The following is a 17,455-nucleotide window of genomic DNA, read 5'->3' as shown; positions in this document are numbered from 1 at the left end:
GACCCAGTAGGGTGACGCCATGAGCGAGGGACTCCGGGCCCAGAAGAAGCACGAGACCAGGAAGAACATCTCGGACGTCGCGACGAAGCTGTTCATTCAGGAAGGCTTCGAGGACGTGACGATCGCGGAGATCGCCGCCGAGGCGCGCGTCGCCAAGATGACCGTGACCAACCACTTCCCGCGCAAGGAAGATCTGGTCTTCGACATCCGCGCGGACTTCACGTCCTGGCCGACGTCGCTGATCCACGACAGCGTCTTCGACGACACGCGCGAGCTCTACTTCGAGGCCCTTGACGCCCAGCACGCCCTGGTCGGCTTCTCCGGCCAGGGTTTCGCCCGCATGATCCGGCAGAGCCCGATCCTGACGAACGCGCTGCACGAGCTGCACCGCGAGCGCGAAGCGACCCTGACCGAGCTGCTGACCCGGCGGCACCCCGACGACGGCCTCAAGCCGCGGCTCGCCGCCGCGCACCTCGCGACGCTCCTGCGCGTGCTCTTCCAGGACGTCTTCGACCGGATCCTCGACGACCAGCCGAAGAACAGGATCGTCGACGCGCTGTGGCCGGCCGCGGAAGCGGCCTTCGACCAGCTGGAACCGGCGTTGGGCGGGTACTAGCGCGCCGCGCCGGCGGGGCGTGCGGTGCGCAGCTCGGGCTCCGGGGCGTCCGTCACCTTCAGCACGCGCATCGAGCGCACGGCCCGCGCGTCCGACGGCGCCAGCAGAGCCGAAAAACGCCGCACGACAAGCGCGGTCAGCACGGCCAGGAACGCCGCGGCCAGGTCGGTCAGCGCGACCAGGACGACGCTGTCGGCCATCGCCTGGACGTCGTCGCGGAACCGCCAGGCGATCGTCACGCCGAGCAGGACCCAGTTCAGCAGCCAGGCGCCCCACCACACGAGCAGCTGCCGCGACGGCTTCGGCCGGACGTCGCGGGGGCGGCCCAGCACCGCGTGCTCCAGCTCGCCGGCGATGGACAGCGCCATCGGCAGGTTCGCCACCGGCACGAGGACGCCGACGAGCACCTGCCACACCGGCCGCGGCGGGTCGTCGCCCGAGACGTCCGCCGCCGCGCGGCGGGCGACCAGCAGCCACCAGAGCGACAGCCCTGCGGGCAGCAGCGCGAGGATCGAGGCCAGCAGGCCGGCGGTCAGCACGAAGCCGTCGGAAAACGCCACCACCGAGCGGTTCAGCGCGGATTCTCGGCCTTGGACGAGCAGCACGTACCGCCAGACCTCAGCGCCCGCGGCGACCACGGCCAGGACGGCGAACGCGAACAGGATGCCGGTCAAGCTGCGGCTGAGCACCGGTACCCGGTCGATCGGGCGGACCCCGTCGGACGCCGTGCCGGGCACCGACGTCGGGCGGCGCCAGACCAGGTTCGGGAAGCCCCAGCGCGGCGGGACCGGGTACGACGGCGGCCCGTAGTACCGCTCGGGCGGAGTCACTCGGCGACGCGGCCACGCGCCCGGCGGCGGGGTCGCCACCCAGCGCAGCTTCGGCCGGTGCGTCGGACGGCGGTGGTACGGGTACGGCTCCGGCTGGGCGGCCAGCGTCCGGCCCTGCAGCTGCTGCGCCGAAGGCGGCGGCACCTGACGCGGCCAGTACCCAGGCGGAGGCGGCTGCAAGGCTAGATCACTTCGGGGTCGATGCCGGGGTGCTCGCCGACCATCGGCCGACCTTCGCGCTGCCACGCGCCCATGCCGCCGGCGACGTTCACCGCGTCCCAGCCGCTCTGGTTCAGCCACGCGGCCGCCCGCGCGGACCGGCCGCCGCTGCGGCAGATCACGTGGATCGGCTGGTCCTCGGGCAGGTCGGCCAGCTCGCCGACGCGGGCGGGCAGCTCCCCCATCGGGATGTGCACCGCGCCGGGCGCGTGGCCGGCGGCCCACTCGTCGTCTTCGCGGACGTCGAGCAGCACGAGGCCGTCCTTGGGCAGGTCGCGGACCTCGGCGGTCGGCAGTTCAGCAGGGCTCACCACGATCTCCATGCTGCCATGCGGGGGCGTTGCCCGCGCGTGAGGTAGACGCCCCCGCACAGCGTCAGTGCCGGACGGCCTTCTCGGCACCCACGCCCGTCAGCGCGCGCACCTCCATCTCCGCGTACTTCGCGGGGTTGCGCTCCTTCGACAGGACCGTGCCGAGCCAGCCGAGCAGGAACGCGGCCGGGATCGAGACGAGACCCGGGTTGTCGAGCGGGAACCAGTGGAAGTCGACGCCCTGGATCATCGACGCGCTCTTGCCCGTCTTGGCGTCCACCGGCTTGCCCGAAACCGCGGGCGAGAAGACGATCAGCACGATCGTGACCAGCAGGCCGCCGTAGATCGACCACAGCGCGCCCTGGGTGTTGAACCGCTTCCAGAACAGCGAATACAGGATCGTCGGCAGGTTCGCCGACGCCGCCACCGCGAACGCCAGCGCGACCAGGAACGCCACGTTCTGGCTCTTCGCCAGGATGCCGCCCGCGATGGCCAGCGCGCCGATCACCAGCGCGGTGATCCGGGCGACGCGGACCTCGCCGCCGGTGGAGATCTGCCCCTTCTTGATCACGTTCGCGTAGACGTCGTGCGCGAAGGACGCCGACGCCGTGATCGTCAGGCCGGCGACCACCGCGAGGATCGTCGCGAACGCGACCGCGGAGATGAACCCGAGCAGCACCGGGCCGCCCAGCTCCAGAGCCAGCAGCGGGGCCGCCGAGTTCGTCGTCCCCGGCGCCTTCGAGATCTTGTCCGGCCCGACGATTGCGCCCGCGCCGTAACCCAGCACCAGCGTGAACAGGTAGAACACGCCGATCAGCACGATGGCCCAGACCACCGAGCGACGGGCGTCGCGCGCGGTCGGCACCGTGTAGAAGCGCATCAGGACGTGCGGCAGGCCGGCCGTGCCGAGGACCAGCGCGATGCCGAGCGACAGGAAGTCGAGCTTCGTCGTGCCCGTCTTGCCGTACTGCTTGCCCGGGTCGAGCAGCGCCGCACCGCCCTTGCCGCCCTTGTCGACGGCCGCCTGGAACAGGTCGGACAGGTTGAAACCGTACTTGCCGAGCACCCACAGCGTCATCGCGAACGCGCCGACGATCAGCAGCGCGGCCTTGATGATCTGCACCCAGGTGGTGCCCTTCATACCGCCGATCAGGACGTACAGGATCATGATCACGCCGACGACGGCGATCACGATGTCCTGCCCGGCCTCGCCGGAAATGCCGAGCAGCAGGTTGACCAGGCCGCCGGCGCCCGCCATCTGCGCGAGCAGGTAGAAGAACGACACGGCCAGCGTCGAAACGGCCGCGGCCGCGCGCACCGGCGTCTGCTTCATCCGGAACGCCAGCACGTCGCCCATCGTGAACTTGCCGGTGTTGCGCAGCAGTTCCGCGACCAGCAGCAGCGCGACGAGCCACGCGACCAGGAAGCCGATCGAATAGAGGAAACCGTCGTAGCCGTTGACGGCGATCGCGCCCGCGATGCCGAGGAACGACGCCGCGGAAAGGTAGTCGCCGGAAATCGCGATGCCGTTCTGCGGACCGGTGAACGCGCGCCCGGCGGCGTAGTAGTCCGACGCCGTTTTCGTGTTCCGGCTGGCCCGGAACACGATCACCAGCGTGATCGCGACGAAGACGAGGAAGATGATGATGTTGAGGGTGGAGTTGCTGCCTTCCACACCCGCCGCGAGTGTCATTCGACCGGCTCCCCTTCGATCCGGGCGCGGATTCCGTCGGCGACCGGATCGAGCTTCCGGTTGGCGTAGCGCACGTAAAGGCCCGTGATGACGAACGTCGACACGAACTGCAGGAGGCCGAAGACCAGGCCGACGTTGATGTTGCCGAAGAGCTTCGTGCTCATGAAGCCGTGCGCGTAGTCGGCGAGGAACACGTACAGCAGGTACCAGAGCAGGAACAGCGCGGTCATCGGGAACACGACCACCCGCAACCGGCGGCGCAGGTCCGTGAATTCAGGACTCCCCTGGATGCTTTCCCAGTCGGTCTGCGGCTCCGCGCCACCGACGTCGTGTTCGGTGCTGCTCACGGCGGATCTCCACCTTCCGTTTTTCGTACTGGTCGTACTGGTAGAAACCAACGGAACGTATGGGTCGACCGTGTAGTTCGTAATCCCTCGATCGGGTAATACTTTCTTACTGACTGTCAGCGCATTACTTGCGGTGCCGACCCCGACCGGCGATTCGCGTCTTTTCTTCGGCTTGTCCGAATCGTGCGACCGCCCGGTCCCGCATGAAACCGAGCGGATCGGGCGCGTGCAGCCGCAGCATGATGTCGTGGACGTGGTCCGGGCGTCCGTAACCGGTGGCGCGGCTGACGAAGTACGTCGTCACGAACGCGGCCGGCACGGTGATCAGCGCCGGCTGGTTGACGAACCACGGTGCCCAGCCGCCGGTGTAGCCGCTCACGACGTTGACCGCCAGCGCGGCCACCACGAGACCGCCGCCGACGAACATCCCCGCCAGCGCCCCCGGCCAGGACAGCTTGCGCCACCAGATGCCCAGCACCAGCAGCGGGCTGAACGTCGACGCGGCGAGCGCGAACGTCAGCCCGATCGACAGCGAGATGTCCTCCGGCCGCAACGCGACCGCCAGCGCGATCGGGAACAGCGCGACCAGCCCGGTCGCGACGCGGAAGTCGCGGACGCGCCCGGGCAGCAGGTCGGTCGACACCACCCCGGCGACGCTCACCAGCAGCCCGGACGTGCTGGAGAGGAACGCGGCGAACGCGCCGGCCGCGGTGACCGCGCCGAGGATCTGGCCGCCGACGCCCGGCAGCATCGCCGAGGGCAACCGCAGGATCGCGGCGTCCGTCTTGCCGGTGACCAGCAGCTCCGGGACGTACATCCGGGACAGCGCGCCCAGCAGCGTCGGGAAGAGGTAGAACAGGCCGAGCAGCAGCAGGACGTGCACGGTCGTGCGGCGCGCGGCCTTGCCGTCGGGGTTGGTGTAGAAGCGGACCAGCACGTGGGGCAGGCCCATCGTGCCCAGGAACGTCGCGAACATCAGCGAGTACGTCTGGAGCAGGTCGGTGAGGCTGCCCGACGCCGGGTGCAGCCAGCTCGCGTTGTCCGCGATCGCGTCACTGACAGCCGGCACCGGCGTGCCTGCCAGGAACTTCAGCGTCGTGCCTTCGGAAACCGTGTGCGGCGCCAGCGGGGTCCAGTGCGTCGGCCCGGCGGCCGGGCCGTTGTCGGTGCGGCCGTAGGCCCAGAGGTAGGTGTCGCCGCGGACGGTGAGGGTGACGTCGGTCTGGACGTCCACCGTGGTGTCGGTGGGGAACACCGGCGGCGCGGCCGCGCCGAGCGGGCGGAAGCCGTCCGGGCCGCCGCCGGCGAAGAAGACCATGCACAGCACGAACGCGGGGACCGCGATCGCGAACAGCTTGAGCCAGTACTGGAAGGCCTGGACGACGGTGATCGCGCGCATGCCGCCGGCGATCACGTTGAACGCCACCACGACCATCACCGCGACCGCGCCCGCCCACACCGGCACCGGGAGGATCGTCGCCAGCGTCAGGCCCGCGGCCTGCAGCTGCGGGACCATGTAGAGGATCCCGATGAAGACCACGAACCCCGTCGAGAACCGGCGGAGGCCCTTCGAGCCCAGCCGCATTTCGACGAAGTCGGGCAGCGTGTACGCGCCGGACCGGCGCAGCGGGGCCGCGACGAAGAGCATCAGCGCGAGGTAACCCGCGGTGAAGCCGATCGGGAACCACAGCGCGTCGGCGCCGTCCTTGAGCACGATCCCGGCGATGCCGAGGAACGACGCCGCGGAAAGGTACTCACCGGAGATCGCGGCGGCGTTGCGGCGCGACCGGACGGTCCGCCGGGCCACCAGGAAATCGTGCGTGCTCGTGGCGGAACGCGAAGAGCGGTGACCGAGGAAGAACGTCACCACGGCGACCAGCACTATGCCGGTCAACGCCCACGGGTTCAGCTGCACGGGGGAATCCTCGCACGAGTCGTGCGGAAACTAGTTTTCGATCATGTCCACGAACGCGCGTTCGTTGCGTTCGGCCAGCCGGTTGTACCAAATGCCCACGCCGAACAAGAACGGAAAGGGCAGCACGCCGAGGATCAGCCAGGCCACCGGGATCCCGACCACGCTCAGCTCGGAGAACCCGGGCACGAGGTAGAACAGCACCGGCAGCGAGCCGAACACGACGACGACGAGCCCGGCCAGCAGCAGCGCCGTCCGCAGCTGCACCTTCACCAGGTGGTCCTTGACGAGCAGCTTCCCCCAGCTGGTCTGCTCTTCCAGCTCGACGCGGGCCCGCAGGGTGCCGGCGCCGCGGCGGGGGTCGGCCAGGATCACGCGCTCGCGCTTGGGTCGCGCGTGGTGCTCCGGCTTCGGCGGCGGCTCGTCCTCCGGCGCGGGCGGCAGCGACTCGACGACGGCGCGGTCCGTCGGCTGCGGCAGCGGCCGCTGCTGGCGGACGCGCCGGCCGAGCGTCGGATCGGGCTCTCGCACGCCGTTCGGCAGACGCTCGTAGAAGTCGTCGGTCATGACCGGTCCCGGCTCAGCCGTTCCGGCCCGAACCGACCAGCCGGTCCTTCAGCGCGCGGGTGTGCCGCCGGCTGACCGGCAGCACCTTCTCCTCGTTGCCGATCACGACCTGGTAGCCACCCTGGCCCATGCGCAGCTCGGTGATGAGCGGCAGCGCGACCAGGAACGAGCGGTGGATCCGGACGAACCCGGCCTTCTCCCAGCGCTCTTCGAGCTGGGCCAGCGGGATGCGGACCAGGTGGCTGCCTTCGGTGGTGAACAGCCGCGCGTAGTCGCCCTGCGCCTCGACCCAGCGGACCGAGGAGCGCGGGATGAGCTTGGTGGTGCCGGCCAGCTCGACCGGGATGACCTCGTCGTCGTTCTTCACGCCCGGCTCGCCGCCCAGGGCGCCGGGCGGGGGCGCGGCGGCCGAGGCGAGCTTCTCGATCACGCGCGTGATCGCGCGGTCGAGGCGGTCCTGCTGGTACGGCTTGAGCACGTAGTCGAGCGCGCCGAGGTCGAAGGCGTTGACCGCCTCCTCGGCGTGGCCGGTGACGAACACCAGCGCGGGCGACGGCCGCAGCGCGGCGAACACGCGCGACATCTCCATGCCGGACAGGCCGGGCATATCGATGTCCGCGAAGACGGCGTCGACGATCGGCAGGCCGCGGTCCTTGCGTTCGCGTAGCCTCGGGTCGTCGGTGGACAGCAACCGAAGCGCCTCGGACGCGTCGATCGCCGGGAACACCTTCGCCACGTGCGGGCTGTTGCGCAGGCAGTGGACGAGTTCGTCAAGACCGTTCGGCTCGTCGTCCACGGCCAGGACCACGAGCTTCCGGGTGTCATCGTGAGCACTCACAGTGAAACGCATCCTGCCCATTGCCGAGTGCAATGTCCAGCCCCCGTCTGCCTGAAGTGGGGAGACCCGCGACCGGGGCCGCGGGTCCCTTGCCTCAATGCACGAACTTGAACCAGTTGAGGTTCACGAAGTCGGCGGGCTGGCCGCTCGTGAACGTCAGGTAGACGTTGTGCACGCCGGTGACCGCGCTGATGTTCGCCGGGACGGTCCGCCAGCTCTGCCAGCCACCCGTGTTGCCGACGGCGAAGCTGCCGATCGGGGCGTTGGACCGGCTGTCGAGCCGCACCTCGATGAGCCCGCTGACGCCGGACGCCGCCCCGGACGCGACGCGGGCCTGGAAGTTCGTCGCCGCGCTGCTCCCGAAGTCGACGTTCGGGTACTGCGCCCAGTCGCCGTTGGCCAGCGCGCCGAGGTTCTGGCCGCCGCCGGTGTCCGTGGTGGTCTCGGTGATCGAACCGGACTGCTGGCCGTACGACTCGGCTTGGATGGTGTTGTACGCGCTGGTGCCGCCACCGGGCGTCGTGGTCGTCGGTGGTGTCGTCGTGCCACCACCGCCGCCGCCGCGGGTGGTGACGGTGACGTAGTCGACGACCATCGGGCGTCCGGGCACGATCCCCGGTCCCGGCGTGGTGGTGCCGGAGTTGTTGTTGGGGAACGCGCCGCCGATGGCCACGTTCAGCAGCACGAAGTAACCCTGGTGGGTCGTCATGTTCGCCCAGGTCGTGGCATCGACCTGGTTCTGGCTCACCGAGTGGAACTGCTGGCCGTCGACGAACCAGCGGAACACCTGCGGGCTGGTGCTCGCGTCCCATTCGAAGCGGTAGGTGTGGAAGGCCGACTGGCAGCTGCTGCCCGGGCACGCGCGGTTGGCGGGCAGGCCGGTCGTCTCGTTGCACGGGCCGCCGGGGTTGACGCCGCAGTGCAGGACCCCCCAGACGGAGTTGATCCCGTTGACGTTCTCCATGATGTCGAACTCGCCGATGGCGGGCCAGTTCCACCAGTTGCCGCGGTAGGGACCGCCGAGGGCCCAGAACGCGGGCCAGTACCCGAGCGCGGCGGCGCCGGTGACGTTCGGCATCTGGATCCGGCTTTCGATCCGCATGACACCGCCGGCGGGCGGCTTGAAGTCGGTGCGCTGGGTTTCGATCCGCGCCGAGGTCCAGTTGCCGGAGCCGTCGCGCAACGGCGTGATGCGGAGGTTGCCGGCACCGTCCTGCGACAGGTTGCTGGTGCTCGACGTGTAGTTCTGGATCTCGCCGGTGCCCCAGTTGCCGGGGCCGCCGGGGTAGGCGTGCCCGGTGTCGATGATCCAGTTCGAGCCGGCGGGCAGCGTGTTCGCGCCGCCGGTGAAGTCGTCGGCGAAGACGGTGGTCCAGCCGGACTCGGGCGGCGGGATCGACGCTTCGGCGTTCAGGGTGAGGGGCACGGTGATGAGCGCGGCGCCGACGACGGCACCGAGGGCGAGTCTTCGGGAGTGGGGCATCGGGTACGACCTCCTTGTCGACCGGATTTGTTGCCGTTCACAACAAAGCCCGTCGACAAGGAGACCTGATACCCCTTCGCGACTCCAGGGGCGTTACGGGGGTTGGGTGATCCAGGTCACAAAGTCTGCCCGGAAGTGCTCAAACCGGACACTGGGGTTCAGAGGCCGAAGCGGGACCAGGCCGCCTTCTGCGTCACCGCTTCCAGCACCGCCGACGCCGCCGCCGGGGCGCCGATGCCGAGCCTCGCCAGCAGGGCCTTCTTCGGCTCCGCCACCGAAATCTCCGCGTCCGGGAAGCGGTCCGTGACGATCTGGCGGAGGCTGCCCACGCCGTCGATCAGCCCGAGCTCCAGCGCCTTCGCGCCGAGCCAGACGTCACCCGTGAACAGGTCCTCCGTGTCGGCCAGACGCTCGCCTCGGCGTTCCTTGACCCAGCTCACGAACAGCTCGTGGAGCTGGGCGTGCATCTTCTTCAGCCACTCCACGTCCTCCGGCTTCTCCGGCGAGAACGGGTCGAGGCGCGACTTGTTCGCGCCCGCGGTGTGCAGGCGGCGCTCGATGCCGAAGCGCTCCAGCAACCCCGTGAAGCCGAAGCCGCCGCTGATCACGCCGATCGAACCGACCATCGAGGTGCGGTGCGCGTAGATCTCGTCGGCCGCGCAGGCCAGCCAATACCCGCCCGATGCCGCGACGTCCTCGCAGAACGCCAGTACCGGGACGCCCTTCTCGTCGGCCAGCTGACGGATCCGCTCCGCGACCAGGCCGGACTGCGTCGGCGCGCCGCCCGGGGAGTTGATCAGCAGCGCGACCGCCTTCAGCCGGTCGTGGCCGAATGCCCTGGTCAGGGCCGACTCCACGGCGGCCAGGTTGATCGCGCCCCGGCCCAGTGGCGATGGCGACGGCGTGATCACGCCGTGCAGCTTCACCACGGCCACGACGTCCTTGCGCTCGACCCGGTCGGCGAGGACCGGGATCCGCGAAGCCAGCTTGTCCGTAACGCTCATACCGCCCAGGCTAGCGGGATTCAGCTCATGGGGAGGATGCCGGAGCGCGTGCCGTTGACGCCGTTGACCTCGGCGCCGTTCAGCTGGGCCGGGCCGCCCTGGGCCGGGACGTCGGCTTCCGCGTCGGCGCTGTAATCCGGCATGTTCGGGCGGACGCCCGGGACGAACTTCGGCACCCGCAGCGTCACCTTCATGCCGGCGCCCGGCGCGGTCTCGACCATCACCGCGTAGTCGGTGCCGAAGACCTGCTGCATGCGCTGGCTGATGTTGCCGAGCCCGACGTGCGCGCCGGTGCTGTGCGCGTTCTTGACGTCCCGCAGCCGCCGCGGGTCCATGCCGATGCCGTCGTCCTCGACGCTGATCAGCGCCTCGGTGCCGTGGTCCTGCGCGATCACCGTGACGCAGCCGCCGCTGGGCTTGCTGGCCAGCCCGTGCTTGACCGCGTTCTCCACCAGCGGCTGGATGATCAGGAACGGCACGACGACGCTGAGCACCTCGGGCGCGATCTTCATCCGCACCTCGAGCCGGCCGCCGAAGCGGGCGTTCTCGATGGTCAGGTAGCGGTCGATGTTGCGCAGTTCCTCGGCCAGCGACGTGAACATGCCCGACGTCCGGAACGAGTAGCGCGTGAAGTCGGCGAAGTCCTGAAGCAGCTCTCGCGCCTCTTCGGGGTCCGTGCGGATCAGCGCGGAGATCGTGTTGAGCGCGTTGTAGACGAAGTGCGGCGAGATCTGCGCGCGCAGCGCCTTGATCTCGGCCTGCTGGAGCTGGTGCTTGGACTCGTCGAGCCGCGCGAGCTCGAACTGGGTGCAGACGAACTGGGCGACGGCGTCGGCCATCTGCACCAGGCGCCCGCGCGTGCGGCCGACGACGATCAGCGCCGCCTCGGTCTCGCCCTCCACCAGCAGCGGCACGATGACGGCGGTCTTCATCCGGCAGGTGCCGCGGTGGTTGCACGGCATCCGGTCGTGCGCGACGACCTCGCGGCGGTGCTTGCGGATGGCCGCGCCGATCGCGTCGACGAGGTCGACGTAGTGCTCGTTCGCCTCGCCGTCCCACGACAGCAGCGTGCCCTCGCTGTCGGTGATGCCGACGGCGACGCAGTCGAGCATCTGCAGCAGCTGGGTGGTGATCTTGTCGGCGGCGTCCTCGTCCAGCCCGGAACGGAGGTTCGGGGCGGCCTTCGACATCCGGTGCACGGCCTGCAGCATGGCGTCTTCCACCACGCTGGCCGGTTTGCGCTGTTTCACGAGCAGCACGATCACCGCGATGCCGAGCAGCACCGCCAGACCCCACGGAACGATCTGCGCAAGCGGAAACCCGGACACGGCGTCCATGCTCTGCGCTCGACCAACCGGGTGCAAGGCCTGTTCCCACTTTCTGTCCAACTGTGATGACCGAGGGTGGAGCGAACCCTACCGAGAGTCGGAACCGGCCCGGCACGGTCACTGTCCGCAACATGCGGAGAGCGCCCGCTGTTCCACTCCTTCCAGCGAATGGCCAGGAAGAACGCAGTTTCGCCACGTCACGATCTGGAGGCAGCGACGCGCGGCGCAGTACGTGCGGCCGAACGGGCGAATCTTTACTTCAGCAGCCGCGACATCCGGCGGTCGGCCAGCGGCTTGCCGCCCGTCTGGCAGGTCGGGCAGTACTGGAAGGACTTGTCCGCGAACGAGATCTCGCGGATCGTGTCGCCGCAGACCGGGCACGGCAGTCCGGTGCGCGCGTGGACGCGCAGGCCCGAGCGCTTCTCGCCCTTCAGGCGCGCGGCCTTCTGGCCCACCGAGCGCTGGACGGCGTCCGACTCGATTTCGACGATCGCCTCCGCGAGGGTCTCCAGCGCGCCGTCGTCGAGCTTGCCGATCGTCGCGTACGGGGAGAGCTTCGCGCGGTGCATGATCTCGTCGGAGTACGCGTTGCCGATGCCGGCGATCAGCGACTGGTCGGTCAGCGCCCACTTCAGCCGCGTGTTCTTGCCGGCGAACAGCTCGCGCAGCTGGGCCGCGTCCAGCGAGAGCGCGTCCGGGCCCAGGCGCGCGACGCTCGCGATCTCCTGCGGGTCCTTCACGATCCACACCGCCAGGCCCTTCTTCGTGCCCGCCTCCGTGAGGTCGAAGCCGGGACCGGTGGCGGACTCGAGGTGCACGCGCAGCGAGATCGGGCCCTTGCCCGGCTTGAGCGGCGCCGCGGCCAGGCCGTCGGACCAGCGCAACCAGCCCGCGCGGGCCAGGTGGACGACCAGGTGCAGATCGCCCGCGACGACGTCGAGATGCTTGCCGTGCCGGGTCGCGCCGGTGATCTCGCGGCCGTGCATCTCGGTCCACGGCGGGGTCGCCGTCTTCAGGACGCTCAGCGATGCGACATCGATGCGGAAGATCGTCTGGCCGACCGCGTTCTCACGCAGGTGGTGCGCCAGCGCTTCGACCTCGGGCAGTTCGGGCATGCTCCCAGTTTCACCCCTTCGGCCGAATTCCGGTACTCGCTATTCGACCGGGTGCAGCGGCCCGTCGAAGTCGGGCAGCGAGTGCCGCTGGATCGTCTTGGAAATCTTCTTGACCTCGCCCTGCACGGTGAACATGCCGCGGATCGTGCCGACCCAGCGTTCGGACGGCCGGTCGCGGTCGCCGTCGGTCTCCGCGACGACCGTCCACGGCCGGCGCAAGATCCAGCGCAACGGGAAGAACAGCACCACCAGCAGCAGGGCCAGCAGCACCCACGCGGGGATGTTGACCTCGTTCGGCGTCCACACGACCAGGATCACGGCCAGCAGCGCGGTCACCACGATCATCGCGATGCCGGGGCCGTAGCTGCCCGCGACGTCGTGCTCGAAGTCGTCGGCCGTCGCCGGTGCGCGCCATTCCATCTGGGCACGGACCACCCAGTCGCGGCCGTCTTCGCCGCGTACCAGCCGGTTCATTCAGTTGCCTCCCGGGGCGCCCGCAGGGTGAGCACGGACAACGTTACCGTGCCCGGGCTCGCCCGCGCGAGGGATGAACCGGACATCCCACCCGGCGAAGTTGATCACTGCTGTTCAGCGGCGGTCGACGTCGGCTGCGCCGGTTCGCTCGAACCAGTGACAGCGGACGCGCTGCTCGGGCAGGGTTTTCCGGAAGTCGGCGTCACCGTCGTCGACGGCTCGGTGGTCGCGGTCTCATCGTCCTTCGGCTTCGGCTCCCCGGACGGGGTCGTCGACGCGCCGGGACGGGCGGTCGGCGACAGCTCGGGTGCCTCCGCGTCCTCCGGCACGCCGGTGTCGGTCGACTCGGTCGTGACGGTCATGAGCGGGCTCGTCGTCGCGTCGAGCCGCGGCGACGTCGAGGAGTGGCCGGGCGTGCTGAAGGTCGACGACGTGATGTCGTCGCGCGGGGTGAGGCCGTCGCCGCCGCTCGCCTCGCCGGCCGGGACGTCGCCCGGCACGGTCGGCACCTCGTTCGCCGCGACCTGCTTGCCACCGGCGCGCTGCCGCGCCGGGACGTTGACCCCGGTGCCGCGGCCGTTGAGCACCCCGATGCCGATCCGGGGGTCCTGCTGCGGCTGCGGGGGCGGCTGCTGGTGCGACTCGGCGGGCGGCACCACGACGAGCTCGGGCGCACCGCCGGTCAGCCCGATGTCCTGCACCGGCGCCGACCCGAACAGCACCGGACCGGCCGCGACGCCGACGGCACCGACGGCCGCGGTCGACGCCAGCGCGAGCCCGATCTTGACCTTGGAGCCGACCAGCACGCCCTTGATCGTCGTGCCGAGCCCGGCCAGCACGCCGCTGCCGCTCGCGGCGGCACCGGCCGCCGGCACCAGCAGCACCAGCACCCCGGCGTGCGCGCGCAGCGACGAACAGACGTCGCGCAGCTCGTCCTGGGTCGCGCGGCACGACGGGCAGCCGTGCAGGTGCGCCTTGATCCGCTCGGCCTCGGCGCCGGTCACGCTGCCCGCGGTGAACCCGCCGAGCTTCTCGACGACCGCGCGGCACGAGTCCGGCCCGCGGTTGACCGAAAGGTGTGCCTGCAAGTACGCGGCACGGAGACCCTGACGAGCGCGCCGGGCCAGCGCCGCGGTGGCGTTCGCGCTCAGCCCGAAGTGGGTGGCGACCATGGCGGGCTGCTCGCCCTCGACCTCGGTCTGCCAGAGGACGGTCCGCCAGCGCTCGGGCAGGCTGGTGAACGCCGTCGTGATCAGCGTGTGCTCGGCCGTGCGGGCGTGCGTGTCGGCACCCGCGCCGGCGCGGAAGGTCAGTTCGTCGTCGGACACCGGGACGTCGCGGCGGGCGCCGTGCCACTCCCAGGAGACGCGGCGGGCGACGGTCAGGAGGTAGGCGCGGACGTAGTCCCTGGGGCCGGCGCCCCGGCGAAGGGCCTGCAGGACGCGGAAGAACGTCTCCGCGGTGATGTCCTCGGCCTCGGACCGGTCGGAAGCCAGGCTCTGCGCCAGTCTCCGGACGGCGGCGGCGTGCAACTCGAACAGCTCCCCGAACGCGGCGTCTTCGCCGTTTCGAAGTCGTTGCAGCAGTGCCTGCTCGTCGGATTCCGAGGCCGCTGGTGGCGGCGCCGTGCCCAGCTCGGTCATCCGGCCCGGCACCTCCTCCCCGAAGGTCTCCCCATTCGGTCGAATGGGGACACCATACGGAGGGATTCAGCCGTCGTCACCCCTTGTACGCCAGCTGTGACACCGAAGCACCGGGTCAGGGCACTTCGGGACCCGCTCATCGGAGCAGTTTCGGGAGGGTATAGAGTACTTCTCAACAGCAACGCAGTGCGGATGTAGCGCAGCTGGTAGCGCATCACCTTGCCAAGGTGAGGGTCGCGGGTTCGAATCCCGTCATCCGCTCAAGATCGAAAAGCCCCTGCTCAGAACATCGAGCAGGGGCTTTTCGCTGTCTCGGGCCGCTCGCGCGTGAGCGCCGTCACAAGACTTTCGTCGCTTCCCCACCGGGTTTGTGCCGGTTCGGCAATCGTTTTCATCTGGTGTTCCGGCCACGTTCGCAGATGCCACCTCTTCGGGTGATGCTCGGGGAAGATCGTGCTGGGCATGACCGAACTGACTCGTCGCCGTCTCCTCGGCGGGGCCGCCGGTGCCGCCGCCACCGCCGCTGCCGCCACGCTCATGCCGCCGAACGTCCAGCGCGCGCTCGCCCAGGGCGCGCCCAAGCACGGTTCGCTCAAGGACATCGAGCACGTCGTGCTGCTCATGCAGGAGAACCGGTCCTTCGACCACTACTTCGGCACGCTGTCCGGCGTCCGCGGGTTCGGCGACCCGCACGCGGCGAAGCTGCCGAACGGCCGGTCCGTCTTCTACCAGCCCGACGCCGAGAACCCCGCCGGCTACGCGCTGCCGTTCCACCTGGACACCCACGCGACCAACGCGCAGAAGATCCCGTCGACGTCGCACGCCTGGCAGGTCCAGCACGACGCCTGGAACGGCGGCAAGATGGACAACTGGCTGCCGGCCCACCGCAAGGCCGACGGCAAGAACGGTCCCTACGTCATGGGCTACCACACCCGGGCGGACCTGCCGTTCCAGTTCGCGCTCGCCGAGGCGTTCACCATCTGCGACAGCTATCACTGCTCGGTGTTCGGCCCGACCTGGCCGAACCGGATGATGTGGATGACCGGCACGATCGACCCCGACGGCGCGCACGGCGGCCCGATCCTCGACAACCACGCCCCCGCCGGCGGCTACACCTGGACGACGTACGCGGAGCGGCTGCAGGCGGCCGGCGTCAGCTGGAAGGTGTACGAGCAGAGCGACACCTACGGCTGCAACATGCTGGAGCAGTTCGCGAACTTCCGGAACGCGCCCGCGGACTCGCCGCTCGCGGTCAACGGCCTCACGCACCGGCCCGAAGGCCAGTTCGAATACGACGCGCGCAACGACAAGCTGCCGACGGTCTCCTGGATCATCTGCACCTCGACGGCGTCGGAGCACCCGCAGTACACGCCCGCCGAAGGTGCCGCGTTCGTCGCGTCGAAGATCGACGCGATCGCGGCCAACCCGGACGTCTGGGCCAAGACGGTCTTCATCCTCGACTACGACGAGAACGACGGTCTCTTCGACCACGTCGTCCCGCCGACACCACCGGCGGGCACCCCCGGCGAGTTCGTCACGAAGACGTCGCCGGGCGGCACCCCGGGCAACGGCCTCCCGGTCGGCGCGGGCTACCGCGTGCCGGCGATCGTCGTCTCACCGTGGACCGCGGGCGGCTGGGTGTGCAGCGAGAACTTCGACCACACGTCGACGCTGCGGTTCCTGGAGGAGGTCACCGGGGTGGCGGAGCCGAACATCTCGGCCTGGCGCCGCCGCACCTTCGGGGACCTGACGTCGGCGTTCCGCTTCGACGACCACAAGGCGAAGCCGCCGGTGCTCCCGGACACCTCGGGCCCGCTGACGCTGTCGCGCTACGAGCAGGCCAACCTGCCGGCGCCGACGTTCCCGGGCACGGACCAGAAGCCGCCGAAGCAGGAGCCGGGCGGCCGGCCGCGGGTGCCGCGCCACTAGTTCTGTCTACACGGCAGCGGTTTTGAACGGATCGTGCTCGGCGAGGAGCTTGTCGAGCCGGGCCTGGTCGACGCGGGAGACCACCGAGGTCTCCTCCTGTCTGTCGCGGACGCACTTGGCGAGCGTGAAGGTGGAGGTGACCAGGTAGAGCGCGCCGAGGGCGAGGAAACCGCGGATCCAGCCGTTGACCGGCAGGTACGCGATGCCGCCGATGACCGCTGCCAGTGCCAGGCCGAACGAGATGGCCGCCTGGATGTAGAAGGCCGTGGTGGTGGGGGACGCCGTTCCGGATTTCGTCATGTGACGAGGGTCTCGCCGGGGTTGGGCGGGTGTCTTGAGCAGTACTACTCAGGCCCGGTTGCGATCGGGCCACAGGTGGTCAGCGCGGGACGCGGCCGTGTTCCGCACCGCCCGGCGGACCGGCCTTCCACCGACCGGGCGGTCCGTCGCAGCTGCGACTGTGCCGCCGGACCAGTTTCCGGACGACGCGCGTCCGTGGCCAGGCCGCGGGTGTCTGGCGGCTGCCTCGGGCGGCGCAGCGGGCAGGGCGAAGGCGGACAACCCCCGCGCGTAGGCAGCCCCCGCCCTCCCTGGGGGGCGGCCCCGCTTCCAGCGTATCGGCGGCTGCCGACAAAGCCCGGGATGGAACGCGTTGCGGGCCCGGCTGTCCACAACCGCCACAGGTTGTGGACAGCTCGCGGCTGAAGTGCGAAAGGCAGCCGGCTACAGCTCGTAGACGTCCAGGACCGTCGGGGCGACCGGGGTCAGGTGCGGGTCTTCGCGTTCCGTGACCTGGCCCCGGGCCATGCGGTAGACGCGGAACTCGTTGTCGTGCTCGGTGTCCTGGTCGTCCCAGACGTGGAGCAGGCCGTACGAGCCCGCCGCCAGTTCGCCGACCCGGGCGAAGAGGTCGAGGAGTTCGAGGCCGGGGCCGCCGTGCTTGTCGAAGCCCGCCAGGTGGAGCATCGGCATGCCCGCGCTCCAGCGGAGGTCGACCAGGTCGAAGTCACCCGCGTCGCGGATCGCGCGGTGCACGCGGTCGACCAGGCGCTCCAGGAGCGCCGCGTCGTCGTCGCCGCTCGCGGTCGCCTGGATGGTCACCCAGCCGTGATACTCGTACACCCGCAGAACGGTAGCAAGAGATCA

General features: G+C 70.1%; 17 protein-coding genes and 1 tRNA gene. 3 read left to right on the top strand and 15 right to left on the bottom strand.

All coding sequences use genetic code 11. The annotated features are described in order from the left end of the window. The first annotated feature begins 19 nt into the window (after positions 1-19). Positions 20-616: a TetR/AcrR family transcriptional regulator gene (locus BLV96_RS22460; RefSeq protein WP_086677825.1), complete on the top strand. Its 597-nt coding sequence runs from the start codon at positions 20-22 to the stop codon at positions 614-616. Here BLV96_RS22460 and BLV96_RS22455 read toward each other — a convergent pair. The 13 genes from BLV96_RS22455 to BLV96_RS22395 all read right to left on the bottom strand — a co-directional run bounded on the left by BLV96_RS22455 (position 613) and on the right by BLV96_RS22395 (position 14,380). After that, a complete protein-coding gene (locus tag BLV96_RS22455; RefSeq protein ID WP_425266191.1) occupies positions 613-1,590 on the bottom strand; it encodes a DUF4328 domain-containing protein in 978 nt (325 codons plus the stop codon). The genes BLV96_RS22460 and BLV96_RS22455 overlap by 4 nt on opposite strands. Positions 1,591-1,628: 38 nt before the next feature. Beyond that, positions 1,629-1,988, bottom strand: a complete 360-nt coding sequence (locus BLV96_RS22450; protein ID WP_086677823.1) for a rhodanese-like domain-containing protein — start codon at positions 1,986-1,988, stop codon at positions 1,629-1,631. A 52-nt stretch (positions 1,989-2,040) separates the two neighbouring features. Continuing rightward, positions 2,041-3,669, bottom strand: coding sequence for a solute symporter family protein (locus BLV96_RS22445; RefSeq protein ID WP_086677822.1), 1,629 nt, complete (start codon positions 3,667-3,669; stop codon positions 2,041-2,043). Continuing rightward, positions 3,666-4,016 carry a DUF485 domain-containing protein gene (locus BLV96_RS22440; RefSeq protein WP_091389460.1) on the bottom strand — a complete coding sequence of 117 codons (351 nt, stop codon included), beginning with the start codon at positions 4,014-4,016 and terminating at the stop codon, positions 3,666-3,668. Before BLV96_RS22440 ends, BLV96_RS22445 begins: the two co-directional genes overlap by 4 nt. A gap of 124 nt (positions 4,017-4,140) precedes the next feature. Next, complete coding sequence (locus BLV96_RS22435) at positions 4,141-5,931, bottom strand: sodium/solute symporter (RefSeq protein WP_086677821.1); 1,791 nt, start codon at positions 5,929-5,931, stop codon at positions 4,141-4,143. A gap of 30 nt (positions 5,932-5,961) precedes the next feature. After that, positions 5,962-6,495: a hypothetical protein gene (locus BLV96_RS22430; RefSeq protein ID WP_086677820.1), complete on the bottom strand. Its 534-nt coding sequence runs from the start codon at positions 6,493-6,495 to the stop codon at positions 5,962-5,964. 13 nt (positions 6,496-6,508) lie between these two features. After that, positions 6,509-7,345 carry a LytR/AlgR family response regulator transcription factor gene (locus tag BLV96_RS22425; protein WP_167379696.1) on the bottom strand — a complete coding sequence of 279 codons (837 nt, stop codon included), beginning with the start codon at positions 7,343-7,345 and terminating at the stop codon, positions 6,509-6,511. Positions 7,346-7,427: 82 nt separating this feature from the next. Further along, positions 7,428-8,816, bottom strand: a complete 1,389-nt coding sequence (locus tag BLV96_RS22420) for a glycoside hydrolase family 16 protein (RefSeq protein WP_086677818.1) — start codon at positions 8,814-8,816, stop codon at positions 7,428-7,430. A 158-nt stretch (positions 8,817-8,974) separates the two neighbouring features. Next, positions 8,975-9,820 (bottom strand): S49 family peptidase, encoded by an 846-nt coding sequence (locus tag BLV96_RS22415; RefSeq protein WP_086677817.1) that lies wholly within the window; start codon positions 9,818-9,820, stop codon positions 8,975-8,977. A 20-nt stretch (positions 9,821-9,840) separates the two neighbouring features. After that, positions 9,841-11,157: a histidine kinase gene (locus BLV96_RS22410; RefSeq protein ID WP_086677816.1), complete on the bottom strand. Its 1,317-nt coding sequence runs from the start codon at positions 11,155-11,157 to the stop codon at positions 9,841-9,843. 245 nt (positions 11,158-11,402) lie between these two features. Continuing rightward, on the bottom strand, positions 11,403-12,263 hold the full coding sequence (locus BLV96_RS22405) for an Fpg/Nei family DNA glycosylase (protein WP_086677815.1): 861 nt from the start codon (positions 12,261-12,263) through the stop codon (positions 11,403-11,405). A 39-nt stretch (positions 12,264-12,302) separates the two neighbouring features. After that, complete coding sequence (locus tag BLV96_RS22400) at positions 12,303-12,737, bottom strand: DUF983 domain-containing protein (protein WP_086677814.1); 435 nt, start codon at positions 12,735-12,737, stop codon at positions 12,303-12,305. 104 nt (positions 12,738-12,841) lie between these two features. Beyond that, entirely contained in the window at positions 12,842-14,380 is a 1,539-nt protein-coding gene (locus BLV96_RS22395) for a sigma-70 family RNA polymerase sigma factor (protein ID WP_086677813.1), read from the bottom strand. A gap of 188 nt (positions 14,381-14,568) precedes the next feature. Here BLV96_RS22395 and BLV96_RS22390 point away from each other — a divergent pair. Together BLV96_RS22390 and BLV96_RS22385 are read left to right on the top strand one after the other, a co-directional pair. After that, positions 14,569-14,641, top strand: a tRNA-Gly gene (locus tag BLV96_RS22390). Positions 14,642-14,842: 201 nt separating this feature from the next. Then, positions 14,843-16,309, top strand: coding sequence for a phosphocholine-specific phospholipase C (locus tag BLV96_RS22385; RefSeq protein WP_086676132.1), 1,467 nt, complete (start codon positions 14,843-14,845; stop codon positions 16,307-16,309). A 6-nt stretch (positions 16,310-16,315) separates the two neighbouring features. Here the strand turns inward: BLV96_RS22385 and BLV96_RS22380 are convergent, their stop codons facing one another. Both BLV96_RS22380 and BLV96_RS22375 read right to left on the bottom strand, forming a co-directional pair. Further along, positions 16,316-16,609 (bottom strand): YiaA/YiaB family inner membrane protein, encoded by a 294-nt coding sequence (locus tag BLV96_RS22380; RefSeq protein WP_086676130.1) that lies wholly within the window; start codon positions 16,607-16,609, stop codon positions 16,316-16,318. Between the two features lie 423 nt (positions 16,610-17,032). Then, a complete protein-coding gene (locus BLV96_RS22375) occupies positions 17,033-17,431 on the bottom strand; it encodes an immunity 7 family protein (RefSeq protein ID WP_086676128.1) in 399 nt (132 codons plus the stop codon). Between the last annotated feature and the right edge of the window lie 24 nt (positions 17,432-17,455).

The organism is Amycolatopsis pretoriensis (genome assembly GCF_900107925.1).
Classification (GTDB): Bacteria; Actinomycetota; Actinomycetes; order Mycobacteriales; family Pseudonocardiaceae; genus Amycolatopsis; species Amycolatopsis pretoriensis.
Note: the sequence above shows the minus strand (reverse complement) of the source record. Positions and strands in the feature narration are given on the sequence as shown.

Coding starts and splice junctions, on each gene's coding strand:
- BLV96_RS22460 (WP_086677825.1), top strand. CDS start 20: ATGAGCGAGGGACTCCGGGCCCAGAAGAAGCACGAGACCAGGAAGAAC.
- BLV96_RS22450 (WP_086677823.1), bottom strand. CDS start 1,988: ATGGAGATCGTGGTGAGCCCTGCTGAACTGCCGACCGCCGAGGTCCGC.
- BLV96_RS22445 (WP_086677822.1), bottom strand. CDS start 3,669: ATGACACTCGCGGCGGGTGTGGAAGGCAGCAACTCCACCCTCAACATC.
- BLV96_RS22430 (WP_086677820.1), bottom strand. CDS start 6,495: ATGACCGACGACTTCTACGAGCGTCTGCCGAACGGCGTGCGAGAGCCC.
- BLV96_RS22425 (WP_167379696.1), bottom strand. CDS start 7,345: ATGCGTTTCACTGTGAGTGCTCACGATGACACCCGGAAGCTCGTGGTC.
- BLV96_RS22420 (WP_086677818.1), bottom strand. CDS start 8,816: ATGCCCCACTCCCGAAGACTCGCCCTCGGTGCCGTCGTCGGCGCCGCG.
- BLV96_RS22415 (WP_086677817.1), bottom strand. CDS start 9,820: ATGAGCGTTACGGACAAGCTGGCTTCGCGGATCCCGGTCCTCGCCGAC.
- BLV96_RS22410 (WP_086677816.1), bottom strand. CDS start 11,157: ATGGACGCCGTGTCCGGGTTTCCGCTTGCGCAGATCGTTCCGTGGGGT.
- BLV96_RS22405 (WP_086677815.1), bottom strand. CDS start 12,263: ATGCCCGAACTGCCCGAGGTCGAAGCGCTGGCGCACCACCTGCGTGAG.
- BLV96_RS22400 (WP_086677814.1), bottom strand. CDS start 12,737: ATGAACCGGCTGGTACGCGGCGAAGACGGCCGCGACTGGGTGGTCCGT.
- BLV96_RS22395 (WP_086677813.1), bottom strand. CDS start 14,380: ATGACCGAGCTGGGCACGGCGCCGCCACCAGCGGCCTCGGAATCCGAC.
- BLV96_RS22385 (WP_086676132.1), top strand. CDS start 14,843: ATGACCGAACTGACTCGTCGCCGTCTCCTCGGCGGGGCCGCCGGTGCC.
- BLV96_RS22380 (WP_086676130.1), bottom strand. CDS start 16,609: ATGACGAAATCCGGAACGGCGTCCCCCACCACCACGGCCTTCTACATC.